The sequence below is a fragment of the Profundibacter amoris genome, assembly GCF_003544895.1.
GTDB classification, from domain to species: domain Bacteria; phylum Pseudomonadota; class Alphaproteobacteria; order Rhodobacterales; family Rhodobacteraceae; genus Profundibacter; species Profundibacter amoris.
In genome coordinates this window covers 2,680,226-2,705,705 of sequence record NZ_CP032125.1, presented here as the reverse complement: position 1 = coordinate 2,705,705, position 25,480 = coordinate 2,680,226, and the positions used below count along the sequence as shown (strand labels likewise).

Genomic DNA, 25,480 nt, shown 5'->3' with positions numbered 1-25,480 from the left:
CGGCGCGCGATCAGCTTTTGATCAGCCCCATGCTTTCGAGTTTCAGCAGCACCTGATGGGCGCAATTATAGACCTCGACGTTTTCGGTTTCAACCCGCAATTCGGGGTTTTCCGGCACTTCGTAGGGGTCGGAAATACCGGTAAATTCCTTGATCTTGCCTTCGCGGGCCAGTTTGTACAAACCCTTGCGGTCGCGGCGTTCGCATTCTTCGATGCTGGTAGAAACATGAATCTCGATAAAGGCGCCGAATTGCTCGACGTCCTCACGCACCGCACGGCGGGTTGCGGTGTAGGGGGCGATCGGGGCGCAGATGGCGATGCCGCCGTTCTTGGTGATTTCAGAGGCGACATAGCCGATGCGGCGGATGTTCAGGTCGCGGTGTTCCTTGGAAAAACCAAGTTCGGACGACAGGTTTTTGCGCACAACATCGCCATCCAGCAATGTGACGGGGCGGCCGCCCATTTCCATCAGTTTCACCATCAGCGCGTTGGCGATGGTGGATTTGCCGGAACCGGAAAAGCCGGTGAAAAACACGGTAAAGCCCTGTTTGTGGCGGGCGGGCTTGGTTTTGCGCAGTTCCTCGACCACCGCCGGAAAGGAAAACCATTCCGGAATTTCCAGACCTTCGGACAGGCGGCGGCGCAGTTCGGTGCCGGAAATGTTCAGGATGGTGACATCATCCTTGATCTCGTCAGCCGGCTCATATTGGGCGCGTTCCTGCACATAGACCATATGTTTGAACGGCACCATTTCGATGCCCATTTCGTCCTGATTCTGGCGGAACAATTCCTGCGCGTCATAGGGGCCGTAGAAATCCTGCCCAGCGGAATTCTTGCCGGGGCCGGCGTGATCGCGACCAACGATAAAATGGGTGCAGCCGTGGTTTTTGCGGATCAAACCGTGCCACACGGCCTCGCGCGGGCCGGCCATGCGCATGGCAAGGTTCAGCAGGCTCATTGTGGTGGTGGATTGCTGGTATTGATCCAGCACCGCCTCGTAACAGCGCACGCGGGTGAAATGGTCGATGTCGCCCGGTTTGGTCATGCCGACGATCGGATGGATCAGCAGATTGGCCTGTGCCTCGCGGGCGGCGCGGAAGGTCAGTTCCTGATGGGCGCGGTGCAGCGGGTTCCTTGTTTGAAACGCCACCACCTTGCGCCAGCCCAGCTTGCGGAAATAGGCGCGCAATTCGTTCGGGGTGTCGCGGCGGGCCTTGAAATCGTAATGCACGGGGGGCTGGATGCCGGTGACGGGGCCGCCCAGATATATTTTACCGGCGGTGTTGTGCAGGTAATTCACGGCAGGGTGGGCCAGATCATCGGCGCCGAATACTTTTTCGGCCTCATTCGATTTGTTGGGCTGCCATTTGTCGGTTACCGACATGATCGCCAGAATAACACCTTCGGCGTCGCGCAGGGCAATGTCCTGCCCTTCCTTGATCCCTTCGGCGAACTTTTCGTCCACATCCAGCGTGATCGGCATGGGCCATAAGGTGCCATCGGCCAGACGCATGTTTTCAACAACGCCTTCGTAATCCTCTTGGCCCAAGAACCCCTTTAGCGGGTTGAAGCCGCCGTTCATCAGCAATTCAATGTCGCAAATCTGGCGCGGGGTCAGATCCCAGGACGGCAGATCGCCGGCTTCGACCTTCAGCTTCTGTGCGCTTTCATAGGAAACATAAAGCTCGGGGATGGGGGCGAGGATGGGCATGGACATATGAAAACTCTCGATCTGGTTACGGCGGTGTTACATCAGGAATGATTTTCGCGCAAATAGCGCGGGATTGTGACGAAATACAAGCAAAGGCTTGAAGGTTTCGTGAAAGAGGGCAAAAAGTTTTGAATTTCGTGTGGCAGAAGAACATCATTTCCCTTCCCGCAAAATCTACGGGAAGGAATGTTCGGTGATGGTGGTCAGTTTTCCTGTTCGGCCAAGAAATGCTCGGCCTCAAGTGCTGCCATACAACCCATGCCGGCCGATGTGACCGCCTGACGGAATTTGTAATCGGTCAGATCACCCGCCGCGAAGACACCGGGAACCGAGGTGGCCGTGCTGTCGGGTTTGGTCACAACATAGCCGCCCATATGGGTTTCCAGCGTGTCCTTGACCAGTTCGTTGGCAGGCGCGTGGCCGATGGCGATGAACACGCCCTTGGCCGGAATCTCGGTGATCTCGCCGGTTTTGACGTGTTTGGCGCGCACGCCTGTGACGCCTTTGGGGTCTTCATCGCCCACGACCTCGACCAGTTCGTGATCCCACAGCGGCACGATCTTGTCATTCTTCATCAGCCGGTTGATCAGGATCTTTTCGGCGCGCAATTCGTCGCGGCGGTGGATCAGGGTCACTTTGGAAGCGAATTTTGTCAGGAACAGCGCTTCTTCTACGGCCGTGTTGCCACCGCCGACCACGACAATCTCCATGCCACGATAAAAGAAACCGTCGCAGGTGGCGCAGGCGGATACGCCAAAGCCCTTGAATTCTTCTTCGGTCGGCAGGCCCAGCCATTTGGCCCGCGCGCCGGTGGCCAGAATAACGGCATCGGCGGTGTAAGTGGTGCCGCTGTCGCCTTTGGCGGTGAAGGGGCGTTTGGAGATGTCCAGATCGGTGATGATGTCGGAGATGATCTCGGTGCCCATTGCAGCGGCGTGTTCCTGCATCTTCATCATCAGCTCTGGGCCCTGAACCTCGGTGAAACCCGGGAAGTTCTCGACCTCGGTAGTGGTGGTCAACTGCCCGCCCGGCTCGATCCCCTGTACCAGAATGGGTTCCAGCATGGCGCGGCTGGCGTAGATACCGGCGGTGTATCCGGTCGGGCCGGAGCCGATGATCAGAACTTTGGTATGGCGTGTCTCGGACATGGTTGCCCCCTTGTAAAACTATGGTTGGGCCAGATATAGGCGCAGGCGGCAGGCAGGAAAACCCCCCGTGTCCCCCATCGCGAGCAATTGACGCGGGGATTGCCGGTTTGGCAAGAAAATTACGCATTTGTGAAATATTGTTGCGCCTGAATGTTAGCGCGCATACAATCCGCGAAAATACCGATAGAGGAATACAATGGCAAATTCGAAACTGGATCCGATTGACCGGATGATTTTGGCCGAACTTCAGGCCGACGGGCGGATGACCAATGTGGAATTGGCCAAACGGGTCGGCATTTCCGCCCCGCCCTGCCTGCGCCGCGTGCGCACTTTGGAAGAAAACGGATATATTCGCGGTTATCATGCCGACGTGGACGCCCGCCAATTGGGGTTCGAAGTGCAGGTGTTCGCGATGGTTGGTTTGCAAAGCCAGGCCGAGGTGGACCTGTCGGCGTTCGAAGCGAAATGTCAGGACTGGCCGCTGGTGCGCGAATGCCACATGCTGAACGGCGAGGTGGATTTTATCCTGAAATGCGTGGCCCCCGATCTGTCCACTTTTCAGCGGTTTTTAACCGAAGACCTGACGTCGGCCGATAATGTGGCCAGTGTGAAAACATCACTGGTGATCCGATGCGCCAAGGATCAGCCGGGTGTGCCGTTTGAAGTGCTGGAAAAACGTCTGAACAAATCCGCCTGAACGAACCGGTAAGACAAACAAAAAGGCCACCCGTGACGGGTGGCCGTTTTTGTTCTCGACAGGTCTTGCCTTATGCGTTGGCAGATTTAGGCGACATGGATTGCAGTGCCCGTTTGGCGATCCATTCGGCACGACGTGCACCACGGGCCCAGGGCAGGGCGATTTCGTTCTTGGCTGTTTCGGCGATGATGTTGCCAATCAGGCTTTTCTGCTTTTTCATGTCGCACACTTTCAATTGTTAACCGTTTGATAGGTGGTTCGCTGTTGAACCGTTAAAGACACTATGAAGGGGCATTGGGGCAGCAGAATGACTGATTGCTGGAAATATCGGGAATGGTTTGAATTTTAACAGTTTCGATAGAAGTCTGCATCGGAGTCAGAAAAGATAAGTGAAAACAAAAGGCTATATGCCGATGCCTTGCTGCTGTATATGTTGGAAATCGTGGATTTAGGCCGAAATTGGGCGAAAATGGACATGTTCACGGCAGATTTTGACAAATCGGGCTAGATACGGATCACCGAAATCAGGCGGCCGTAATCGGCCTCTTTTTGATGCACGCTGCGGCGGTAGGAATAGAAACGCTCTGCATCGGAATAAGTGCAATAACGGGTCCATTCGGCATCGCCAATACCGGCTTCGCGCAGGCGGTGCAGGGCAAACAGGGGCAGATCGAATTGCACGCGATCCTCGTTACCGCCGGCAAAGAAACGGGCATATTCGGGATCATGCGCCATGAAGCTGTCCATGAATTCGGGGCCGACTTCGTAGGCGGCCTGACTGATGCAGGGACCGATGATGGCCACTGTGTTGCCGCGATCGGCACCAAGGGCCTCCATCGCTGCCAGCGTGTTTTCCAGCACGCCCCCCAGCGCCCCTTTCCAACCGGCATGGGCGGCGCCGACGACCCCTGCTTCGGAGTCGGCAAACAACACAGGCGCGCAATCGGCGGTCAGGATTCCCAGCGCCAGACCGGGGGTGGCGGTGACCATCGCGTCGGCCTTGGGCCGTTCACCCTGTGGTGCTTTGGTCAGGGTCAGCACCTCGGCGGAATGGTATTGAAATACGGTGGCCAGATCGTCGGGTTCCACCTCCATTGCCTCGGAAACGCGGGCGCGGTTCAGGGTGACGGCCTCGGTCTGGTCGGTCGAGCCAAAGCCGCAGTTCAGCCCCTGATAGATGCCGCTGGACGCGCCGCCACGGCGGGTAAAGAACCCGTGGCGAAAATTGGACAGGCTGTCGGCGGTCAGGATTTCAAGGGTCATGCGGTGAATCCGGCTGGGGGTGGGTGGCCATTGGGGTAGAGGGCGATTGCCTTGAATAAGGTCCCCATTTCGGTGGGGTCGGTCAAGCGTTTCAGGGCGCTCATGTGGGTTTCAAGCTGATCGCCGCTTAACCCCTGCGCCAGAACTTCGGCGCGCTGGGCAATGCCAAGGCGGGCCAGCAATTCGCCCTGCGGGATCAGTTTGCTGACCGGCGTGTGGGAAACGGCGGCCACGGCAAGGGCCTCGAAATCCACATGCGCGGTGATGTCGGCCTCGCCGGGGTGGGCAAGGACGCTGTCAAATTCATGGCCGCGCAGGGCTTGCAATGTGTCGCCCAAGGACCGCCAGTCACCATAGTCGATGAATAGCGCGGCCCCGCCGAAACGGGCAATCTGTTTGGCGATGTCTTCGGAAATGGCACCGGCGGCGGCGCAGACCTCAACCAGATCGCCTTCGCGGCAATCCTTGACGCGGTGGGTCAGGGCAGGGACATCGGTGGCGTCACCCGCGCCGAACACCAGCGCGCCATCCTCGACCCCGACGCGGCGTTCGCGCCAGCCTGCATCACCGGCAAAGATGAACTGGCGGATCGGCAGGGCGTCAAAGAATTCATTGGCCAGCAGGTAAAGCGGCCCATCGGGCAGGTTGCCGCTGGTCTGCACCCAGTTCACGTCATAGCCGTCCAGCGTTTCGCGCTGGATGTCGATCAGGGCGGGCGAGGCCTCGACCAGCGTGATTTTGGCCGCTGCATGAAAGCCGGACACGCCTTGGGTGGCGCGCAGAACATCGGCCATCAATGTGCCGCGACCGGGGCCAAGTTCGGCCAGCACGAATTCCTTGGGCGATCCCTGCTCCAACCACGATTGCGCCAGACACAGGCCCAGCAGTTCGCCGAACATCTGGCTGATTTCCGGTGCCGTGGTGAAATCGCCATCCGCGCCGAACGGATCACGGGTGGTGTAATAGCCGTGTTTTGGATGCAGCAGGCATTCGGCCATATAGTCGGCAATGCTGATGGGGCCGGTGTTGGTGATGCGGTCAATCAGGATCTTGGCCAGTGGCGTCGTCATGTACGTTTCCTTGCAAGCAGGATGAATATCAGGCCGATGGCGATCATGGGCAGGGATAATTGCTGGCCCTTGGTCAGGCCGAAGTCCCCGAACTGCATGACATAACCCATCGGGTTGGTCGCGGTGATGAATTGTGCATCAGCCTGCCGGAAGAATTCAACGATAAATCGCGACACACCGTAACCGGCGATGAACAGACCCATCAATTGGCCCGGTTTCTTTAGCCAGTCCCGACGCCAAGCAAGGAACAGCACCACTGCACCAAGGATCAGGCCTTCCATCGCAGCCTCGTAGAGTTGCGATGGGTGACGGGCGCAGGCACCGATCACATCAGGGCAATTCTGCGCGGCAATTCCGGGAAAAATCACGGCCCATGGCAGGGTCGAGGGACGGCCCCACAATTCGGCGCTGTTGAAGTTGGCCAGCCGCCCCAGCAGCAGGCCAACCGGTGCGGCCATTGCCATCAGATCGCCAAAGGACAGCATTTTGATGCCGTGTTTTTTGCAAAAGATCAGACCGGCGATCACGACGCCCAGAAAACCACCGTGGAACGACATGCCGCCATTCCATACTTGCAGGATTTCGGCGGGGTTTTGCAGGTAATAGGCGGGCTGGTAAAACAGCACAAAGCCAAGGCGGCCGCCAAGGATGATGCCAAGGATTGCCCATGTCAGGAAGGCTTCGAGCAATTCCGGTGTGGTCGGCGGTGTTTCATCACGCCACAGGCGCGGGGTGCGCACGGCGCGCAGCACGATGCGATAACCGATGATGATGCCGACGATATAGGCCAGCGCATACCAGCGCAGGGCAAAATCGAAACCACCGATGTCGATGGAAAAGATTTCGTTGCCGATGCCGGGGAAGGGGATCACGAATTGCATGTTTGTTTCCTGCCTGTTGTTTTGTGGTCAAGTCAACCTTGTGATTTGCCGATTGTCACCTCATATATGCGTTAACAGCAAAATTTGGAGGCCTCCATGCAAACTCGTAACAAAGTACTTGATGATATTTCCCATTTGTTCACCAATGCCATGGGTGTGGCGCAGGGGGCAAAAGACGAAGCAAACACAGCAATGAAAAGCTGGGTTGATCGCTGGATGGCGGATCGCGATTTCGTTTCGCGCGAGGAATTCGATGCGGTACGGGCGATGGCGCAAAAGGCGCGGGAAGAAAATGAGGCCCTTAAGGCCCGGCTGGACGCACTGGAAGCCAAAGCTGCCCCGAAGAAGAAAAAGCCGGCGGCCCGCACCAAGAAAGCCTGATCTGGCGGAGTGGGCTGACGCCCACGCTCTGATATCGGTAAAACCCCCTCTGGTCCCCCTGAAGGGGGAGGCGGTCGTGGATGGGGCTGTTTTTCGAGTTGCCGGTGTGGTGGCTGGTTTGGTGGCGGATGCCTCCGGCGGGGATATTTTTATAAAAGAGAAGCCTAAACAGATTGCCACCAGCGGGGGGGGGGGGATGCGGTTTGGCCCAGTGTGATGCGCTCGCCGATTTGCGGGGTGAGCAGGGGGGTGTTTTCCTGTTCGGCCAGTTCGGTGATCTGCTCCAGCGGTTCCTTCCAGGGGTGGAATGCCAGTTTGAAGGTGGAATTGTGGATCGGCATCAGGGTTTTGCCGCGCAGATCCTTGTGGGCCTGATAGGTTTGATCAGGCGTCATATGCACATAGGGCCACAGTGCGCTATAGGCGCCGGTTTCCATCAGGGTGATGTCGAAGCCACCGAAATGCTGGCCGATTTGTTTGAACCCGTCAAAATAGCCTGAATCCGAGCCAAAGAAGATTTTTCTACCGTTGTGTTGCAGCACGAAAGAGGCCCAAAGCGATTTGTTGTTGTCAAACAGCCCGCGCCCCGAGAAATGTTGCGACGGGGTGGCGGTCAGGGTGGTGTCGCCGTGGTTGTGTGATTGCCACCAGCCCAGTTCGGTGATGCGGGTTTCGGCCACGCCCCAGCGTTTCAGGTATTTGCCGGTGCCACGAGTGGTGATGAAATGCCCGACCTTGCCATTCAACTGTTTGATCGCGGATTTATCCAGATGGTCATAGTGGTTATGCGAGATGATCACGCCTGTGATATCGGGTAGGTCGGCGATGGTAATCGGCGTGTTGTGAAACCGTTTGGGGCCGGCAAGCCGGCTGGGCGAGGCGCGGTTGGAAAAGACCGGATCGGTCAGCCAGTAATCGCCCCCCAGTTTCAGCAGCACGGTTGAATGGCCCAGCCGGTAGAGGTGGATTTCGCCGTTTTCGCGCCGGGACTCGAGGTCCTGCCGGTTCAGAGGGACAATCGGGATGTTGCCAGCGGGCACAGCATTCGGGGTGCGTTTGAACAGGAATTGCCTGATCTGCGCGGCCCGGCCCATCGGATTGCGCAGCTCGGCAAAAGGCGGAGCGTTGTGATAGCAGCCGTTTTTATGGATTTCGGCATCGTGTTCGGGGGGCATTGGCGCGCTTTCCGGTTCGGGTCGGTTCTGAACAGATGTGGGGCGGCCGGGCAGTTTTCAACAAGCGTATCCAGAATTTATCTGGGGATAACCTGAAGAAAAATCTTTACAGGGCCGCCCCTATGCACCACCATATCTAGTAAGAACAGGCGGTAACATCCACCGGTTCTGGTATCGAGGCCTAATTGTTGTGGGCTGCCACCCGCAGGAATTGAAGCAGTAGAGGTCAGGCACATGTCGCTATCCGAGCAGTTTATGGATGCAGATGATCTGCATCCGATCGACATCGTTGAAACACTGGCCCAGCATCACGCATGGGATTTCGACCGCGTAGCCGATGACCAGATCGCTATGGCGGTCGAGGGGCAATGGCGCACCTATTCCATCACGCTGGCGTGGTCGGATACGGACGAGGCCCTGCGCCTGATCTGCACGTTCGAGATGGAGCCGCCAGACGAAAAGCTGCCGCAGCTTTACGAGGCGCTGAACGCGGTGAATGACCGCTGCTGGTCGGGCGCCTTTACCTATTGGCGCGAACAGCGGCTGATGGTATATCGTTACGGGCTGGTGCTGTCAGGCGGGCAGATGGCGGGGGCCGAGCAGATTTCGACCCTGATCAATGCGGCTGTCTTGTCGGCGGAACGGTTCTATCCGGCGTTTCAACTGGTCGTCTGGGGCGATCAATCGGTTGAAGATGCGATGCAGGTTGCCATTGCAGAGGCTTACGGTCGGGCCTAACCTGTTTTCCAACGACGGATAACAGGGACGAACAAAATGGATATGAATGACGTAAAGAAACGCGGGCTGGTGTTGCTGGGCTGTGGCAAGATGGGATCGGCCATGTTGCAGGGCTGGCTGGGGCAGGGGTTGCCCGCTGCCTCGGTCTGGATTCTGGACCCGCGCCCCAATGACTGGGTGCAGGGGCTGGTAGCCGAAGGGCTGCATCTGAACACGGATTTACCCGATGCGCCGGCGATTGTCCTGATTGCGGTCAAGCCGCAGATGATGGAGCAAGCCCTGCCGGTGTTGACCCCGCTGGGCAATGGCAGGACGTTGTTTATCTCGGTTGCGGCGGGTAAATCACTGGCGTTCTACGAACAGGCGCTGGGGGCGGATACCCCGATTATCCGTGCCATGCCGAACACACCCGCCGCCATTTCGCGCGGCATCACGGCGCTGGTTGGCAATGGCAATACCGGCGACGGGGAACTGGCGCTGGCGGATTCCCTGTTGCAGGCCGTGGGTCAAACCGTGCGACTGGAAAACGAGGCGCAGATTGATGCGGTGACGGGGGTTTCCGGCTCCGGCCCTGCCTATGTGTTCCTGATGATCGAGGCATTGGCGGCCGCCGGTGTGGAGCAGGGATTGCCCGCCGATATGGCGATGCAACTGGCCAAGGCCACGGTTTCGGGGGCGGGGCAACTGGCCGAAGCCGCGGACGAGGATCCCGCCCAGCTGCGGGTGAATGTGACCAGCCCGCAAGGCACCACAGCCGCAGCGCTGGAGGTTCTGATGGACCCTGAAACCGGATTGACCCCTTTGATGAAGCGGGCGGTGGCGGCCTCCAGTGACCGTTCAAAGGAGCTGTCGAAATGAGCAATGATCTGGATTTTGACGATTTTCTGAAGGTGGATATCCGTGTCGGCACCGTGCTGCGGGCCGAACCCTACCCCGAGGCACGCAAACCGGCGATCAAGCTGTGGGTGGATTTCGGCGGCGAGATCGGCGAGCGCAAGACCTCGGCCCAGATCACCGACCATTACACGCCGCAGACCCTGATCGGGCGGCAAGTGGTGGCGGTGGTGAATTTCCCGCCGCGCCAGATCGGTAAATTCATGTCCGAGGTTCTGGTGCTGGGTGTGCCGGATGCCGATGGGGCGATTGTGCTGCTGGCACCGGATCAGGTGGTGCCCAACGGCGGAAGGATGCATTGATGAAACGCTTGCTGGTCTCGCGCGCCCTGACGGAACCGGTGATGCAGGTTTTGCGGGCGGAATACGACGTCACCCTGCGCCCAACGACACAGCCGATGAGCGAGGACGAAGCCTCGGCTGCCCTGATGGGCTATGATGCGGTTTTGCCGACGCTGGGCGATGCTTTAACGGCGGATGCCATCGGGCGGGTGGATGAACCGCGCTGCAAGATACTGGCGAATTTCGGGGTGGGGTATAACCACATCGACGTGGCCGCGGCCACGGCCAGGGGCATTACCGTGACCAACACACCGGGGGCTGTGACCGATGCCACTGCCGACATTGCCATGACGCTGATCCTGATGACGGCGCGGCGGGCGGGCGAGGGGGAACGGCTGGTGCGCTCGGGTAACTGGAACGGCTGGCATCCGGTGCAGATGCTGGGGATGCACATTGGCGGCAAGACGGTCGGGATTATCGGCATGGGCCGGATTGGCAAGGCGATTGCGCGGCGGTGCCATCACGGGTTTGGCATGGATGTGGTGTTTCACAACCGCTCGACGGTGGCGGATGCGGGGGTGCCTGCAAAACAGCTGGGATCACTGGCCGATGTGATGGCGGCGGCGGATGTGGTTGTGCTGGCGGTGCCGGGTAGTGCTGAATCGCATCATCTGATTGACGGGGCCGCGCTAAAGGCGATGCAGCCGCATGCCTGTCTGGTCAATATCTCGCGCGGGGATGTGATTGACGAGGCGGCGCTGATTGCGGCCTTGCAGAGTGGGCAGATTGCTGGTGCGGGGCTGGATGTTTACGAACAGGAACCGCATGTGCCCGATGCCCTGAAGGCGCTGGATAACGTGGTTCTGTTGCCGCATCTGGGCACCAATGCCCAAGAGGTGCGCACGAATATGGGGATGATGGCGGTTGAAAACCTGCGCGCGTTTTTCGCAGGCAGAGAAACACCAAACAAGGTTTAGCAGGTCGTAAATGAAATTTGATATGTCATCAAAAATAACAACCCTGTGGCTGGCCGGTTTTTACGGTTTAAGCAATGCGCTGTCCAAATATCTTTTAGGTTACGGCATGGACGGTATGTTGAATTTCTTTTTGTTGGGTGGAATTTTTGGAACCTTACTTGTCCTGGCCATTATGTGGATTATACTGGCGATACTTGGGAAATGGCATCTGCATATTACAGCTAGTAACTGGGCGCTGTTGCTGATCGGGTGCTTTGGAATTCTTCGCGCTGCCCTGTTGTAAGCAAGCTATTCTTTTAAGAAATTGAACAACGGCGCAGCAGGTTTCCCCGCTGCGCCGTTCTTGTTTTAGGCCATTGCCAGCGCATTGCGGCGCTTGATTTGCAGCAAGGCGATGGGCAGCAACAGCACCAGGCCAACGGCCATGGTCGTCAGACCCGGCGCGATGAACAGGAAGGATACGAGGGCAATCCACCAGCGTTCAACCATTGTCAGCGGTGCGATGAAGTAGCCGGCAAAGGCGGTGCCCATGCTGCCGATCCCCATCATCGCGCCCAGCAGGGTGATGGCAAAGGAATACCAGGTGAACCCGTCCGCCACCAGCAGCAAGGCTGGCGAGTAGACGAACACAAAAGGCACCAGCGCCTTGGCAATACCCAGCCGGAACGCGGTGTTGCCTGTCTTGAACGGGTTCGATCCGGCAATCCCCGCCGCCGCATAGGCGGCCAGCGCCACGGGCGGGGTGATGTCGGCCAGAACGCCGTAATAAAAGACAAAGAAGTGCGACACCAGCGGCTGCACCTGCAATACGGCCAAGGCAGGCGCGGCAACGGCGACCAGAATGATATAGGTCGCGGTGGTCGGAATGCCGGCCCCCATGATGATACAGGCAATCGCAATCAGGATCAGCGAAACAAACAGCGCCCATTGTCCAACCTCGAAATAGCTGAACGGGTAGATCGCGCTGATAGATGCGCCGATGTCGGTCGCGGTTTGCACCACAACATAACCCAGACGGAAACCGACACCTGTCAGAGTGACGACGCCAACGATGATACCAACACAGGCCGCAGCGGCTCCGACAGCAAGGGTGTTCTTGGCCCCGGCGGCCAGCGAATCCCACAGATCCGCAATCGACAGGCGGTTGACCGGATTGAGGAAACCGACAACCACGCAGGCGATGATGCCGTAGACGGCGGCAAAATCGGGGGTGCGCCCTGACAGGATCAGGTAAACCAGAATGCCCAGCGGGATGATCGACAGCCAGTGCTGTTTCAGCACAATGCCCAATTTGGGCAGCTCTTCGGCTTTCAAACCGCGTAGGCCCAGCTTTTTGGCCTCAAGATGTACCATGGTGAAGATACCGAAATAGTGCAGCAATGCCGGAAACAGCGCCGCGGCCAGAACATCGCGCAGCGGGATTTCAAGGTATTCCACCATGATAAACGCTGCCGCTCCCAGAATGGGCGGGGTGATCTGGCCACCGGTCGAGGACGTGGCCTCGACCGCGCCGGCGAAATGAGCGGGGTAGCCGACCTTTTTCATCGCCGGAATGGTCAGCGCGCCGGTGGTCACGGTGTTGGCGATAGAGGAGCCGGAAATCGTGCCCATGAAGGCGGACGAGAAAATCGCCACCTTGGCAGGGCCGCCGGAATAGCGGCCGGCGATGACCATGGCGATGTCGATAAACAATTGCCCAAGGCCGATCCTTGTGGCCAGCACACCGAACAGGATGAACAGGAACACATATTGCGCCATCACGCCAATGGCGATGCCGTAGATGCCCTGATTGGTCATATAAAGGTGGTTGATCAGGCCCAGCCAGCTGGTACCGCCGTGTTTCAATGCGCCGGCGCGTAGGGGCCAAAGATGGCGAAGGCGATAAAGATCATGGCGATGATCGGCAGGGTCGGCCCGATCGAGCGGCGTGCAGCCTCGAGCACCAGCACCAGCAGGGCGGTGCCCATGAACACATCGCCCTGGGACGGGTTGCCGACGCGTTCGGCAACGATTTCCGGCGGCAGCAGCGGCAGGTAAAGCGACGCGCCAACGGCCAGAAAGGAAAAGACCATATCAAGGATGGAAACACCGCTGAAGCGATACCATGTGGGCGGAGCCAGCACACCGGCATCCGAACGCCGCCACGAGAACAGCAAAAACACCAGCCCCAGCACAAAGGACAGGTGAATGCCGCGGTGCAGCAATTCGCGGATCAGGCCAAAGCCCGAGGCATAGAAATGATAGACCGACATCGCCACCAGCGCGGTGGTGATGAACATGGTCAGGGCTTTGCCGGTCTGGCGAAAGGCCAATTCTGGATCGTACTCGCGCTCGATCTCGGCAAGTTGTTCAGGGGTCAGTTCGGGGATGGGTTCTGTGGGCATCGCATGGGGTTCCGTCATATGCAAAAGGCCCGGGCGCAGAAATACACCCGGGCCAGTATCTGGTCAAAGCAGGCTTATTTGATTAGCCCGACTTCTTTGTAGAAACGCTCGGCACCCGGGTGCAGCGGCACACCGATACCGTTCAGAGCGGTTTCCAGCGTGATGCTTTTGCCCTTGGCGTGGCCCACGTCCAGCAATTTGCGGGACTTTTCGTTCCACAGTGCCTTGGTGATCTGGTAGATCAGCTCGTCATCTTCCTTGGCGGATGTGAACCACTGCGCGCCAACGGCCACGGTGGGCGTGGTTGCAATGCCTTCATAAGCACCTTCGGGAATATCGGATTTGGCGAAGAAGCCGTATTTTTCGGTCAGTGCATCGGCAGCAGGACCGTCGATCGGCACCAGTTTGATGTCAGCGGCCGAGGCCAGTTCCACCAGCGATCCGGTCGGGTAACCGGCAACCACAAAGAAAGCGTCGATCTTGCCGTTGCGCAGGGCTTCGGCGGCAGCGCCGCCCTTCAGGGCTTCGGCCGTGATGTCGTCAGAAGAAACACCGGCAGCCTCGAGGATCATGTTGGCATCAACATATGTGCCCGAGCCAGGCTCGTCCAAAGACACGCGTTTGCCTTTCAGATCGGCAACCGAATTGATGCCGCTGTCAGCCAGCGCCACCAGATGGATGTGCTCTTCAAACAGGGCGGCAATGGTGCGCAGGTCTTCTGCGGGTGCTTTGCCTTCCATGGTGCCGGTGCCGGTATAGGCCCAGTAAGCCACGTCCGACTGGGCAAAACCCGAGTTGCGCAGGCCGGAAATGATGGCGTTTACGTTGTCGACAGAACCGCGCGACGAAACAGCCGATGCGATCAGACCGTCCACACCGCAGCTGCCGCCTTCTTCGCAGGGGCGCGATCCGGGGGGCTTGGAAATCGCATTCGCGATAACGCCGCCAACCGGATAATAGGTATAGGCGGTGCCGCCTGTGCCGATGGTAAAGAATTTCAGCTCTTGTGCGGCGGCCGTTGTGGCGACCCCTGCAACAAGGGCGGCGCCCAGAATCGCAGCTTTGAAGCCTTTGGTGAATTTCATGTCTCTCTCCCGTAGATAGGTTTTCGTGGTTTTGTCCGCGTATTTCACAAGGGTTAGGCAGGAATAGGTTGTTGCAATCGCCCCTGTGGTTTTCGTTCCAGATTTGCAGTAAACCCACCTTTGCCCGAATTGCCAAGGGGCAACTGCCGGAAATTGCTAATTTCCTGTCGCTTCCCGCCAGTGTTTGCGACACAGCGACAAATAGCTTTCGTTGCCGCCGATCTGCACCTGATCCCCGTCGATGATCACATTGCCGTCCCCGTCCATGCGCACAACCATCGTTGCTTTCTTGCCGCAATGGCAGATCGTGCGGGCCTCGCGCATTTCGTCGGCCAGTGCCAGCAGGGCGGCCGATCCGGGGAACAGCTCGCCCTGAAAATCGACCCGCAGGCCGTAACACATCACCGGCACATTCAGATCATCTACTGCACGGGCCAGTTGCCAGACCTGTTCCTTGGTCAGGAATTGTGATTCGTCGATAAAGATGCAGGCGCAGGGGCCTTGGTCCAGCCGCGTCTGGATCTTGGCATACAGATCTTCGCCGGTTTCAAATGTATCGGCCTCGTCATCAATACCGATTCGCGATGCGATCTTGGCTTCACCGGCCCGATTATCCAGGCGGGCCGTGATAAGATAGGTCTGCATTCCGCGTTCGCGATAGTTGTATGAGGCTTGCAGCAAAATCGTCGATTTGCCGGCGTTCATTGTCGAATAGTGAAAATATAGTTTAGCCATGCACGCAGTTTTGCCGCAACCGTCAAAGATGTGCAAGACGGGTTTGTTTTACAGTGTATCTGAAAGGGAATGCCGTTGAAACAAACGGACCAAAGCCAATATATCAAGGGTAATCGGGGAAATAAGAGGTCCGGTACTGGCTCACGCCTGGGGATGAACCGGACCTCTGCACCTGATACAAACAGAAAGGGTTTCCGCGCCGCTGCCGGTTTGCACCGGCCCTGCTGCTCCCACACAACAGAAGCACGAAGACCCCACCCAATACCAACGTCGGGAACGCCGGCCACTCACTGCAATCCCAAAACACGGGACTGGATTTCTATATGACAAACCTGTCGGAAATGATTAATGGGAAAAGAAATGGGCAATTCCCCCTAAATCGGGAATCCTGCAAGGAGTCTTAAATGGTTGATGTTAAGAAGTACCTAAAGAAGCACACCGAAGCCCTGGTCAAGGATGTAGGTATCGAGAATGCCTGCCGGCTGACGGGCAAGTCAAAGGCGACGCTTGGGCGGTACTATTCGGACGCGGTTGAACATGCCGATCGCTTTATGCCGCTTGATGCTGCTGCTGCGCTTGAGCAGGAAGCAGATTACCCGCATGTGACCTCAGCACTGGCGGATCTGGCCGGTGTGACGATTTCTTTCCATTTGGAAAAGCGCAACATGCCGGAAGGGGGCGGGGTAAATGCGGATGTGGTTGCCCTGTCGCAAAGATTTGCCATGTTGATGACGGAATACGGACAGGCCATCGAGGATGGCGTGATCACTATTAACGAGGCCAAGCGCCTGTTGCGCGAAACACTGGCACTCCAGCATGTGTTGATGGATATGAAACTGCATCTGGAGGATGATGCGGTATAGGGTTACGAGGGAATATGGCAGATTCAAAACCGGATCGAGATGCAGCCTATGCGCTGAAAACGCCCGAGGATTCGGTCGCGTTATATCGCGAGTGGGCGAAAACCTACGATCAGGACTTTGCCAAAGCCAATGATTACCGAAATCCGCAACTGATTGCCGAACAGTTCGCAAAGCGGTGCGACGTGGACATGCCTGTACTGGATGTCGGGGCGGGCACGGGCCTGGTTGGTGAAGCCCTCACAGCGCATGGCTTGGCCCCCATAGACGCGCTGGACATATCACATGAAATGCTGGTCGTCGCTGACTCCAAAGGATGTTATCGCAATATCATACAGGGGGACCTGACCGGACAGGTCGATATTCCGGATTCGTCCTATGGCGGGGTGATTTCGGTTGGCACCTTTACCCACGGCCATGTTGGATCGGAGGCGATAGACGAATTGTTGCGGCTGGCCCGTTCGGGGGCATTGTTCGCTTTGGGAATCAATGCCGAGGTTTACAAGGCCAACGGGTTCGCGGCCAAATTCGCTTCGCTGAAAGGCAGGATCGACGGGTTCGAGATTTTTGAAACCTGCGGGTATGGCAAGCAGGCCGAGGCCAGGTTGCAACAGACGCGATCATCTGTAGCGCTGTTTCGCAAGCGCTAGCGGCGCGCCCCGAAAATTGGGGGTGCGCCGACAATCATTAGCAGCAGCTGCCTTCGGAAGATTTGAAGCCCAGTTTCTGGAAAATCTTGCCAGCCGGACAAAAGCCGGTGAAAGCAGATTGAAACAGGTTTGCCCCGACAAAAATTGTCAGCCACATAAAGCCCGGGTGAACATAGTTTGTCAGGATCACAGACAGGATGACCATAATGCCGGCAAAGGCCAGCACAGCGCGTTCAGAAGTCATATTTCATTCCTTTCGGTTGAGCAGGCACATTGGTGCCGGTTAAGAACATATTCGTATTTAGGAATATGTTTAGCCATATGCAAGCCTTTATTGTCATATTCGAGGGCTGTTGCATAGAAAATCGGCCAATTTCGGGTGCGGCAAATCCGAAGCGCCACTATTAGCGTTGATATTCGCCAAACTATGTTGACTCTGATGCGGGTGCCCCCTAGAAGCGCCAAGTTCCCGGCCCTCACCGGCTGGGGCAATCATTTGGTGTTGGTGGCCCTTGCAAAAGGATGCCTGTCGCCCGAACCGGTTCAAGGGGAGGGAAAGGACAACGCCCTTCTCGCGCTTATGGCGCATATATACCGAAGGAGATCAGCCGTGACCAAACGCACAGCTGCCAAGCACAAACTAGACCGCCGCATGGGCGAAAACATTTGGGGCCGCCCCAAATCCCCTGTTAACCGTCGCGAATATGGCCCCGGCCAGCACGGTCAGCGCCGCAAGCAGAAACTGTCGGATTTCGGCATCCAGCTGCGCGCCAAGCAAAAGCTGAAGGGGTACTACGGCGACCTGACCGAAAAACAGTTCCGCCGCATTTATGGTGAAGCCGAGCGCGTCAAAGGCGATACAGGTGAAAACCTGATCGGTCTGCTGGAGCGTCGTCTGGACGCTGTTGTTTACCGTGCCAAATTCGTGGCAACCGTATTTGCCGCCCGCCAGTTTGTGAATCACGGCCACGTCCGTGTGAACGGCAAAAAAGTGAACATCCCGTCCTACCGCGTTAAAGAAGGCGACGTGATCGAAGTGCGTGATCGTTCCAAACAGATGGCTGTTCTTCTCGAGGCCACCCAGCTGGCCGAGCGTGATGTGCCCGAGTACATCGAAGTGGACCACTCGAAAATGACCGCGACGTTCCTGCGCACACCGACATTGGGCGATGTGCCTTATCCGGTGATGATGGAACCGAACCTGGTGGTGGAATTCTACGCCAAGAACTGATCTTGGCCGATATTTGCGAAATTCCGAAAGGGCTGTGCAATTTGCGCGGCCCTTTTTTTATGCCTGAATTGCTGTAAGGCTATGATTAGTAGCGGTAAATTTGTTGCCTAACATATCCACTAAACCGGTTTAATGGATATGTCGCGACAGCATTGAATGACATCGGAAAACACGGGCATTTTTCGGTCACAAAGGCAACGGGCGCCCTTCGGCAATGGCTTCCATCGCGAAATAGGATGTGACGGAATCCAGCTCCACCTTTTCAATCAATCGCTGGTAAACGCCATCGTAGCTGGCCATGTCTTCGGTCACCACCTTTAGCTGGTAGTCGTAATCGCCGCCGATCCGGTGAAAATCCACCACTTCGGGGATGGTCAGCACATGGCGGCGAAACTGCGCTATCCAATCCGCCGAATGGTGCCGCGTTCGCAGCATCACGAACACCACCAGCCCCAGCCCCAACTGCTGCCGATCCAGCCGTGCGGTGGCCCCGCGCAACACTCCCGCCGCTGTCAGTGCCTGCAACCGCCGCCAGCATGCGTTTTGCGATATGCCGATCCGGTCGGCCAACTGGCGTTGCGACAGGTCTGCGTTTTCCTGCAGCTCTTTTAGTAGCTGCCTGTCGATATGATCTACGATTCCTTGCTTCATGTGGTCAATTGACAACAAAAATGTGGATATATCAAGTGAAGTAAGAGCATAATTGTAGATTAAAGGGTGTATTACTGCGAAAACAACAGGAATATCCCATGCCCCTGAATGCTTTCAAATCCATGCTGTCCAGCGATAATCCGATTGCCGACCTGCGTGCCGGATTGATCGGCGAAGGCGCGATGATCCCCGGCGCTGATGATCCCGTGCCGCTGGTCTATGCCGATTACGTCGCCTCGGGCCGTGCCTTGCGGCAGGTCGAGGGGTTCATTTCCGAACAGGTGCTGCCCTATTACGCCAACAGCCACACCGAGGCCTCCTATTGCGGTGGCTACATGACCCGCCTGCGTGAACAGGCCCGTGGTGAAATTGCCCGCGTCACCAAGGCGGGCGAGGATTGCGCGGTGATCTTTACAGGATCAGGCGCGACGGCAGGGTTGAATCGGCTGGTGGCCCTGCTGGGGGTGAACGAGGCGAGGAATCCGGTGATATTTATCGGCCCCTACGAGCATCACTCGAACATGTTGCCGTGGCGCGAGAGCAAGGCCGAGGTCGTAGAAATTCCCGAAAGCGCCAATGGCGGGCCGGATCTGGATGTGCTGGAAATGGCCTTGCAGGATCACGCTGGCGCGGACCTGATGATCGGCAGTTTCTCGGTCGCCTCCAACGTCACCGGCATTATCACCGACCCCGATCCGGTTGCGCGATTGCTAAAGAAACACGGCGCCCTGTCAGTCTGGGATTACGCCGGTGGCGGGCCGTATCTGCCGATAGATATGTGCAGCGGTACGGATGTTGAAAAGGACGCTGTGGTGGTCTCGGCCCATAAATTCCCCGGTGGCCCTGCGGCCTCGGGCGTGTTGATCCTGCGCAAATCCGTGGTGCACCGCAAGGTGCCCACTGCGCCCGGTGGGGGCACCGTCTGTTTTGTCTCGCCGTGGAACCACGATTACACCGGCAACCTGTCCGAGCGCGAAGAAGCGGGCACACCCAACGTCATTGGCGACATCCGCGCGGCACTGGTGTTCCTGATCAAGGAAGCGATCGGAGAAGAACGCATCGCCGCCCGCGAGGCCGAATTCGTGCAAATGGCCCGCCGTGGCTGGGCCAACAACCCGCGTCTGACCCTGCTGGGGCATCCGACCGCCCATCGCCTGCCGATTTTTTCCTTTCTGGTGCGCGACAGTGCCGGAAAACCGGTGTCGGAACAGGTGTTCACCCGTCTGTTAAGCGATATTTACGGCATTCAGGCCCGCGGCGGCTGTGCCTGCGCCGGTCCTTACGGCCATCGCCTGCTGAACATCGACCACGACTATTCCGACCGGTTGCGGCATGAAATTCTGGCCGGAAACGAGGTGCATAAACCCGGCTGGGTGCGCCTGAATTTCGGTTACCTGATGACGGATCAAACTGTGCATTACATCATCGATTCCGTGAACATTCTGGCCAACACCTATGATCAGGCCGCCGCGCGCTACGCCGCATAAGCGCAACGGTTGCAAAATGCGCCGCTAATGCGTCTGGCATTGCTGCATCCGCTCGGCTAAAACGCTTCGTAACAGGAGTGTTGTAGCTATGACGGCCAGGATAACCCCGCAGCCCGGGATCATGCAGATTGACCTTTATCAAAGCGGCAAAGCCACCGTGGATGGCCTGTCGGATGTGGTGAAACTGTCCTCGAATGAAAACCCCTTTGGCCCCTCCGAGGCCGCGCAAGAGGCGTTTGTGCGCGCTGCCCATGAACTGCACCGCTACCCGTCAACCGACCACGCCGAATTACGTCAGGCGATTGCCGAGGTTCATAATCTGGACCCCGAGCGGATCATCTGTGGCGCCGGCTCGGATGAAATCATCGCCTTTCTGTGCCAGGCCTTTGCCGGTGTCGGCGACGAGGTGCTGTTCACCGAACACGGGTTTTCCATGTATCGCATTTCCGCATTGGCGGCAGGGGCGACCCCCGTCGAGGCCAAAGAGCGCGAGCGGGTCACCGATGTGGACGCCCTGCTGGCGGCCTGCACCGACAAAACCCGTCTGGTGTTTGTCGCCAACCCGAACAACCCGACCGGCACCATGATCGGCGGCAATGAAATTGCCCGCCTTGCCGATGGCCTGCCGCCCAAGGCATTGTTGGTGCTGGACGGGGCCTATGCCGAATATGTCGAAGGATTTGACGGTGGCGCAGGGTTGGTGGATGCCCGCGACAATGTGGTGATGACCCGCACCTTTTCCAAAATCTACGGGCTGGGGGGGCTGCGGATTGGCTGGGGCTATGGCCCGAAACCGCTGATCGACATCCTGAACCGCGTGCGCGGACCGTTCAACCTGTCTCAGGCGCAGATGGCGGCGGCGATTGCGGCGGTAAAGGATCAGGACTACGTCACCAAATGCCGCGTCGAAAACACCCGTTTGCGGGCCTGGCTCGCCGAAGCCCTGGCCGAACTGGGCGTGCCATCCGATACCTCGACCGCCAACTTCATTCTGGCCCGTTTCGCCAGCGAGGAAGAGGCCGTGGCCTGTGATGCCTATCTGAAATCGCAGGGGATAATTGTGCGTCTGGTCAAGGGGTATAAATTGCCCAACTGCCTGCGCATCACGGTCGGGGACGAATCCTCGTGCCGCCGTGTTGCCCATGCAGTTGCAGGTTTCAAGGAGGCGCGGTAATGGCGCAGGTTTATGAACGTGTCGCCCTGATCGGGCTGGGGTTGATCGCGGGGTCCATGGCCCACGCCATGCGCCGCGACGGGTTGGCAGGCGAGATCACGGGCTATGCCCGCTCCGAAGAAACCCGCAAGGTGGCGGCTGAAATCGGACTGGTGGATCGTGTTTGCGACAGTGCGGCCGAGGCCGTGAAGGGCGCTGATCTGGTGGTGCTGTGCGTGCCGGTTGGTGCGATGGGGGGAGTCGCCGCCGAAATCGCCCCGCACCTGGACAAGGGGGCAACGGTCTCTGACGTTGGCTCGGTCAAGCGGGCGGTGATCGAGGCGGTGGGGCCGCATATCCCTGATGGTGTGCATTTCATTCCGGCACACCCGCTGGCGGGGACCGAAAAATCGGGGCCGCGTTCGGGTTTTGCCGAATTGTTTGATAACCGCTGGTGCCTGATCGTGCCGGTTGATGGTAGTGATCGTGCAGCAATCGACCGGCTGGAAAGCCTATGGCAGGGCATGGGAGCCAGAACAGACGAAATGGAGGCCGACCACCACGATCTGGTGCTGGCCGTCACCAGCCATGCGCCGCATCTGATCGCCTATACAATGGTTGGTGTGGCCGATGATCTGGGGCGGGTGACCGATACCGAAGTGGTGAATTACTCTGCCGCCGGTTTTCGCGATTTCACGCGGATTGCGGCGTCTGACCCGACCATGTGGCGCGATGTGTTCCTGAACAACAAGGACGCCACGCTGGAAATTCTGGGCCGCTTCACCGAAGAACTCTTTGCCCTGCAACGGGCCATCCGCACCGGCGACGGGGATCACCTGTTTGATTATTTCACCCGCACCCGGGCCATCCGCCGCGGAATTATCGAGGCAGGGCAGGATACCGATGCCCCAGATTTCGGACGGGTGAAATCCTGATGTTGCGGCTGTTTGGTTTCCTTCTGGCGTTTGTTTTGTCAGGGCAAATGGCACTGGCCAATGCCCCGTCCTATTCCTTGCGCCCTATGGCACGGCCCGTCCCGCAGGGCTATGTCCCGCGCCAGACCACGGATCCGGTCTTCTATAATGCCCGCATCCGCCCCGTGCCGCGCCCCTATGCACCGCGCACCACCCAGCCGATGATCGCCCCCGATTTGCGCCCCGATGCGGCGGTCTTTATCGGCCCGCCGGGCCTTGCCAGATCGCTGCGCCCGCTGCCGCGCCCCCGCAACATGCGCAGGATTATCGCGCAGGCCAATACGGCACCCGAAATGGTCACACCGGCCCGCGTTGGCCGCGAAGTGCGCGGTCCGCGCCGTGGGTCGGTTTGCGGGGATCGTGCCATACGCGGACAGGCCATTGCGCCGGTGCGCGGACGCGGCGCTTGTGGCATCCGCAACCCTGTCAGGGTGACAGCTGTGGATGGGGTGGCCCTTACCACCCCCGCAACCATCGACTGCACCACCGCCAAGGCGCTGAAACGCTGGGTGCATAGTGGTGCGAAACCGGCGGTCGGACGCATGGGCGGGGGCATTAAATCGCTGCGGATCGTCGCCAGCTATGCCTGCCGCACCCGCAACAGCCAGAGCGGCGCCAAGATTTCCGAACACGCCTATGGCCACGCGGTGGACATCGCCGCAATCAACCTGAAAAACGGCACTTCGCTGACCGTGTTGAAAGGCTGGCGCGACCGCCGCCAAGGGCCTGTCCTGAAACGTATGCACCGCGCCGCCTGTGGCCCGTTCGGCACCGTTCTGGGACCAAACGCCAACCGCTACCATCAGGACCATTTCCATTTCGACACGGCGCGATACCGTAGTGGATCTTATTGCCGCTAATTATCGGGCCGCCGGTCAATCCGTGAGTGCTGCGATTCTGGCCCTTGCCCTATTGCAATCGGTGCGCGAAACCATGCACTCTGTCACCGGAGACAATAGATGTACTAATTAAACGGTAATCATATATGAAACGCCTCGCCCTGCTCCTGCTGATCCCGCTGCTGTTACTTGGCGGATATTACATCTTTTACCCGATGTATCAGGTGTATAGCCTGATCAATTACAAACAGCATAGCTACGACTGGAACCAGAAACTCACCCTGCGGATCGACACGCCAGACGGCCTTCTTGAGGCCAGCAGCATTACCCACATGGGGGTGGATTATTTCCCCGGCGGCCTGCCTCTTGCGGGCACGGAACGCAGCTATTATCTGACCGGCGAGGCGGTGGTGGCTGATCTGGGCGAGGGGCGGTATTTGTTTGCTCTGCTGCCAAAAAGCGAGCTGGCCGAGCGCAGTTTCTGGGATTTATATGATACGGAATCGCGCGGAGCCTTTCTGGGGCGCATTCAGAAACAGGTGGGCCAGCCGGCCCGTCCCGTGCCGCTCAAATACTACCCGCTGCTGGTGACGTTTGGCGATCTGTCTGATCCGGCGAGCGTTATGCGGGTTGATCCGGCGGATTTGGCGGCGGTGTTCGGGGCGGGGTTCGCCCTGCGCGAGATCACGCTGGAGGTGACGGATGATCCGGTCACCGAGGGTGTGGTTGAGGGGGTGTTGGATTATTTTACTTGGCCCAAAGAAAAACGCAAAGAATACCGCTGTTCGGTTGGAGATTGTTCGACGTTTCCCATGAGAATTCCAAATCCAAATGGCACGACCGCTATATTGACAGACAACGACTTTACCGCGAGGAAATTGCAATGACCATTTCAAAAGACTTATTTTTGGCCATCCTTTCTATGGATTCCTATAACCGTGGTTATGGGGCTGGTATTGAGCTTTCTGATGCAGTTGACACACAAATTGGTGGGGCTAAAATATCGAAAACAAGTGAGCAAATTGCGGAAATGAGCGCCGAAGCCCAAGCCGCCGGTTTCTACGCCATCGCCTATGATGTAGACGGGAGCGGTCCCTCGGGGCTAGCAGACAAAACCGTGGTCCCAAACCAAACCAGTAGGGCAGGGCTAACCCCGCCGCTAACCTAATACAAACGCGGTGCAGGTCCGATCGGGAATGGCCCCAGAGACATCTGCCCATCTGCAAAGTTCAATGCAATCTCGATCACATCCTCGCCCTCGGACATGCCCGCCAGCACCTTTAAACCGTTCTGGATGGTCGGGGCAAAATCAGGATCGACCGCGCCGCTCTGGTCCGCCAGTTCATACATTTTCTGCCAGTTGACTGCGGTCAGATCCAGCTTGCCCACCGGATAGCCATCTGTGCCGATCTGCAACGTGCCCTTGGCCAGAAAGCGGATATCGTCCCAGTGGATGGTCAGATCCTTTACCTCGATTTCGGTCACCTTGGGGTGTTCGCCACGATCGGCGGTCAGATCCAGCGGGTTGGACAGGCCCAGCGTGCTGTCCAGTTTGAAACTGTCAAACAGCGCCGATTGCTGGTGCGCGGGGTCGATCAGGGCGCGCAATTGATCCGGCAAATCAATACCCTGCGCCGAAATGGCCAGATCATAGAACAGCGGTTTGGTCGGGGTTTGGCGCAGGGCCAGATTCCCCTTGCTGATCGTCGTTTCCCAGCCTTTGTCAGAGGCTGCGGTCACATTCACCATCTCGAAACTGCTGCGGTCAATAATCACATCGCCGCTGAACAGGGGCTTTGGCAGGAACACGACACTGCCCCTTATCATCTCGCTTTTGATGGTGAATTCCTGTTTGGGCAGGGTCACAACCTGTTGTGGCGCCAAGGCGGCGATGATGTGGTAGGGTTTGTAGCTGAGCGCGTAAATCTGGAAAAACGGCGCCTGCCAGCGGATGCCGTTGATGGTATTTGTCAGATCAACATCGGTGATGCGGGTGTCAAAGCGGTTGGGAAACCCCTGCACGGTCAGGTCGGAATAGGACAGGCGGATGGGGTCATCCGGCCCCAGTTCCTTTGCCAGATAATCCTTGAACCCCTTTTCCAGCTGGCTGGAGCCAACAAACCAGTAACCGCCCCAAAGCCCCGCCATCACCACAATCAGGCTGATCAGTTTGCGCATATTTCGGCCTTTCTTTCCTGTCCGCTATCGGTGTTTA

The 25,480-nt window shown here is 58.0% G+C and carries 28 protein-coding genes and 1 pseudogene; 16 read left to right on the top strand and 13 right to left on the bottom strand.

Annotated elements, in window-relative coordinates:
• Positions 1-10 precede the first annotated feature (10 nt).
• Positions 11-1,717 carry a bifunctional sulfate adenylyltransferase/adenylylsulfate kinase gene (locus tag BAR1_RS13470; protein WP_118943500.1) on the bottom strand — a complete coding sequence of 569 codons (1,707 nt, stop codon included), beginning with the start codon at positions 1,715-1,717 and terminating at the stop codon, positions 11-13.
• 197 nt (positions 1,718-1,914) lie between these two features.
• Positions 1,915-2,859, bottom strand: coding sequence for a thioredoxin-disulfide reductase (gene trxB, locus BAR1_RS13465; protein ID WP_118943499.1), 945 nt, complete (start codon positions 2,857-2,859; stop codon positions 1,915-1,917).
• 196 nt (positions 2,860-3,055) lie between these two features.
• Here trxB and BAR1_RS13460 point away from each other — a divergent pair, with 196 nt between their 5' ends.
• A complete protein-coding gene (locus BAR1_RS13460) occupies positions 3,056-3,556 on the top strand; it encodes an Lrp/AsnC family transcriptional regulator (protein ID WP_118943498.1) in 501 nt (166 codons plus the stop codon).
• A 70-nt stretch (positions 3,557-3,626) separates the two neighbouring features.
• On the opposite strand, the gene BAR1_RS18050 is transcribed toward BAR1_RS13460, so the two are convergent.
• From BAR1_RS18050 to lgt, 4 genes are all read right to left on the bottom strand, one after another.
• Positions 3,627-3,776: a hypothetical protein gene (locus BAR1_RS18050; protein ID WP_162891791.1), complete on the bottom strand. Its 150-nt coding sequence runs from the start codon at positions 3,774-3,776 to the stop codon at positions 3,627-3,629.
• Positions 3,777-4,060: 284 nt separating this feature from the next.
• Positions 4,061-4,819: a peptidoglycan editing factor PgeF gene (gene pgeF / locus BAR1_RS13455; RefSeq protein ID WP_118943497.1), complete on the bottom strand. Its 759-nt coding sequence runs from the start codon at positions 4,817-4,819 to the stop codon at positions 4,061-4,063.
• Complete coding sequence (locus BAR1_RS13450) at positions 4,816-5,889, bottom strand: class I SAM-dependent methyltransferase (protein WP_118943496.1); 1,074 nt, start codon at positions 5,887-5,889, stop codon at positions 4,816-4,818. The genes pgeF and BAR1_RS13450 overlap by 4 nt, the downstream gene beginning before the upstream one ends.
• Positions 5,886-6,770 (bottom strand): prolipoprotein diacylglyceryl transferase, encoded by an 885-nt coding sequence (lgt, locus tag BAR1_RS13445; RefSeq protein ID WP_118943495.1) that lies wholly within the window; start codon positions 6,768-6,770, stop codon positions 5,886-5,888. Before lgt ends, BAR1_RS13450 begins: the two co-directional genes overlap by 4 nt.
• Positions 6,771-6,866: 96 nt before the next feature.
• Here lgt and BAR1_RS13440 point away from each other — a divergent pair, with 96 nt between their 5' ends.
• Positions 6,867-7,151 carry an accessory factor UbiK family protein gene (locus BAR1_RS13440; protein WP_118943494.1) on the top strand — a complete coding sequence of 95 codons (285 nt, stop codon included), beginning with the start codon at positions 6,867-6,869 and terminating at the stop codon, positions 7,149-7,151.
• Positions 7,152-7,315: 164 nt separating this feature from the next.
• Here the strand turns inward: BAR1_RS13440 and BAR1_RS13435 are convergent, their stop codons facing one another.
• Positions 7,316-8,326 carry an MBL fold metallo-hydrolase gene (locus tag BAR1_RS13435; RefSeq protein WP_118943493.1) on the bottom strand — a complete coding sequence of 337 codons (1,011 nt, stop codon included), beginning with the start codon at positions 8,324-8,326 and terminating at the stop codon, positions 7,316-7,318.
• 234 nt (positions 8,327-8,560) lie between these two features.
• Here BAR1_RS13435 and BAR1_RS13430 point away from each other — a divergent pair, with 234 nt between their 5' ends.
• Genes BAR1_RS13430 through BAR1_RS13410 form a run of 5 tightly spaced genes read left to right on the top strand, consistent with a single transcriptional unit; the run spans position 8,561 to position 11,499 of the window.
• Entirely contained in the window at positions 8,561-9,064 is a 504-nt protein-coding gene (locus BAR1_RS13430) for a type III secretion system chaperone family protein (protein WP_118943492.1), read from the top strand.
• Between the two features lie 36 nt (positions 9,065-9,100).
• Complete coding sequence (gene proC / locus BAR1_RS13425; RefSeq protein WP_118943491.1) at positions 9,101-9,922, top strand: pyrroline-5-carboxylate reductase; 822 nt, start codon at positions 9,101-9,103, stop codon at positions 9,920-9,922.
• On the top strand, positions 9,919-10,260 hold the full coding sequence (locus BAR1_RS13420) for a tRNA-binding protein (protein ID WP_118943490.1): 342 nt from the start codon (positions 9,919-9,921) through the stop codon (positions 10,258-10,260). The genes proC and BAR1_RS13420 overlap by 4 nt, the downstream gene beginning before the upstream one ends.
• On the top strand, positions 10,260-11,216 hold the full coding sequence (locus BAR1_RS13415) for a 2-hydroxyacid dehydrogenase (RefSeq protein WP_118943489.1): 957 nt from the start codon (positions 10,260-10,262) through the stop codon (positions 11,214-11,216). Before BAR1_RS13420 ends, BAR1_RS13415 begins: the two co-directional genes overlap by 1 nt.
• A gap of 10 nt (positions 11,217-11,226) precedes the next feature.
• Positions 11,227-11,499, top strand: a complete 273-nt coding sequence (locus BAR1_RS13410; RefSeq protein WP_118943488.1) for a hypothetical protein — start codon at positions 11,227-11,229, stop codon at positions 11,497-11,499.
• Between the two features lie 65 nt (positions 11,500-11,564).
• On the opposite strand, the pseudogene BAR1_RS13405 reads toward BAR1_RS13410, so the two are convergent.
• The 3 genes and pseudogenes from BAR1_RS13405 to BAR1_RS13395 all read right to left on the bottom strand — a co-directional run bounded on the left by BAR1_RS13405 (position 11,565) and on the right by BAR1_RS13395 (position 15,420).
• Positions 11,565-13,600 (bottom strand): annotated as a pseudogene (locus BAR1_RS13405) (TRAP transporter permease).
• A 74-nt stretch (positions 13,601-13,674) separates the two neighbouring features.
• Entirely contained in the window at positions 13,675-14,685 is a 1,011-nt protein-coding gene (locus BAR1_RS13400) for a TAXI family TRAP transporter solute-binding subunit (RefSeq protein ID WP_118943487.1), read from the bottom strand.
• 156 nt (positions 14,686-14,841) lie between these two features.
• Positions 14,842-15,420 carry a thymidine kinase gene (locus tag BAR1_RS13395; protein ID WP_118943486.1) on the bottom strand — a complete coding sequence of 193 codons (579 nt, stop codon included), beginning with the start codon at positions 15,418-15,420 and terminating at the stop codon, positions 14,842-14,844.
• A 404-nt stretch (positions 15,421-15,824) separates the two neighbouring features.
• Between BAR1_RS13395 and BAR1_RS13390 the strand changes: the two genes are divergently transcribed.
• Both BAR1_RS13390 and BAR1_RS13385 read left to right on the top strand, forming a co-directional pair.
• Positions 15,825-16,283: a phage regulatory CII family protein gene (locus BAR1_RS13390; RefSeq protein WP_118943485.1), complete on the top strand. Its 459-nt coding sequence runs from the start codon at positions 15,825-15,827 to the stop codon at positions 16,281-16,283.
• A gap of 14 nt (positions 16,284-16,297) precedes the next feature.
• The gene (locus tag BAR1_RS13385; RefSeq protein WP_118943484.1) at positions 16,298-16,930 is read left to right on the top strand and encodes a class I SAM-dependent DNA methyltransferase; all 633 of its coding nucleotides are present in this window, start codon (positions 16,298-16,300) and stop codon (positions 16,928-16,930) included.
• 37 nt (positions 16,931-16,967) lie between these two features.
• On the opposite strand, the gene BAR1_RS13380 is transcribed toward BAR1_RS13385, so the two are convergent.
• Positions 16,968-17,174: a YgaP family membrane protein gene (locus BAR1_RS13380; protein ID WP_118943483.1), complete on the bottom strand. Its 207-nt coding sequence runs from the start codon at positions 17,172-17,174 to the stop codon at positions 16,968-16,970.
• A 366-nt stretch (positions 17,175-17,540) separates the two neighbouring features.
• Here BAR1_RS13380 and rpsD point away from each other — a divergent pair, with 366 nt between their 5' ends.
• Positions 17,541-18,161, top strand: a complete 621-nt coding sequence (rpsD, locus tag BAR1_RS13375; protein ID WP_118943482.1) for a 30S ribosomal protein S4 — start codon at positions 17,541-17,543, stop codon at positions 18,159-18,161.
• Between the two features lie 186 nt (positions 18,162-18,347).
• Here rpsD and BAR1_RS13370 read toward each other — a convergent pair whose 3' ends face one another.
• Entirely contained in the window at positions 18,348-18,812 is a 465-nt protein-coding gene (locus tag BAR1_RS13370; RefSeq protein WP_118943481.1) for an Lrp/AsnC family transcriptional regulator, read from the bottom strand.
• Between the two features lie 98 nt (positions 18,813-18,910).
• Here BAR1_RS13370 and BAR1_RS13365 point away from each other — a divergent pair, with 98 nt between their 5' ends.
• From BAR1_RS13365 to BAR1_RS13340, 6 genes are all read left to right on the top strand, one after another.
• The gene (locus BAR1_RS13365) at positions 18,911-20,299 is read left to right on the top strand and encodes an aminotransferase class V-fold PLP-dependent enzyme (protein WP_118943480.1); all 1,389 of its coding nucleotides are present in this window, start codon (positions 18,911-18,913) and stop codon (positions 20,297-20,299) included.
• A gap of 88 nt (positions 20,300-20,387) precedes the next feature.
• Positions 20,388-21,473, top strand: a complete 1,086-nt coding sequence (hisC, locus tag BAR1_RS13360) for a histidinol-phosphate transaminase (RefSeq protein WP_118943479.1) — start codon at positions 20,388-20,390, stop codon at positions 21,471-21,473.
• Complete coding sequence (locus tag BAR1_RS13355; protein WP_118943478.1) at positions 21,473-22,387, top strand: prephenate/arogenate dehydrogenase family protein; 915 nt, start codon at positions 21,473-21,475, stop codon at positions 22,385-22,387. Before hisC ends, BAR1_RS13355 begins: the two co-directional genes overlap by 1 nt.
• On the top strand, positions 22,387-23,286 hold the full coding sequence (locus tag BAR1_RS13350) for an extensin-like domain-containing protein (protein WP_162891790.1): 900 nt from the start codon (positions 22,387-22,389) through the stop codon (positions 23,284-23,286). Before BAR1_RS13355 ends, BAR1_RS13350 begins: the two co-directional genes overlap by 1 nt.
• Before the next feature lie 125 nt (positions 23,287-23,411).
• Positions 23,412-24,152: a hypothetical protein gene (locus BAR1_RS13345; RefSeq protein WP_118943477.1), complete on the top strand. Its 741-nt coding sequence runs from the start codon at positions 23,412-23,414 to the stop codon at positions 24,150-24,152.
• Complete coding sequence (locus BAR1_RS13340; protein ID WP_118943476.1) at positions 24,149-24,433, top strand: hypothetical protein; 285 nt, start codon at positions 24,149-24,151, stop codon at positions 24,431-24,433. The genes BAR1_RS13345 and BAR1_RS13340 overlap by 4 nt, the downstream gene beginning before the upstream one ends.
• Here the strand turns inward: BAR1_RS13340 and BAR1_RS13335 are convergent.
• Entirely contained in the window at positions 24,430-25,443 is a 1,014-nt protein-coding gene (locus BAR1_RS13335; RefSeq protein ID WP_118943475.1) for a DUF2125 domain-containing protein, read from the bottom strand. The genes BAR1_RS13340 and BAR1_RS13335 overlap by 4 nt on opposite strands.
• Positions 25,444-25,480 lie beyond the last annotated feature (37 nt).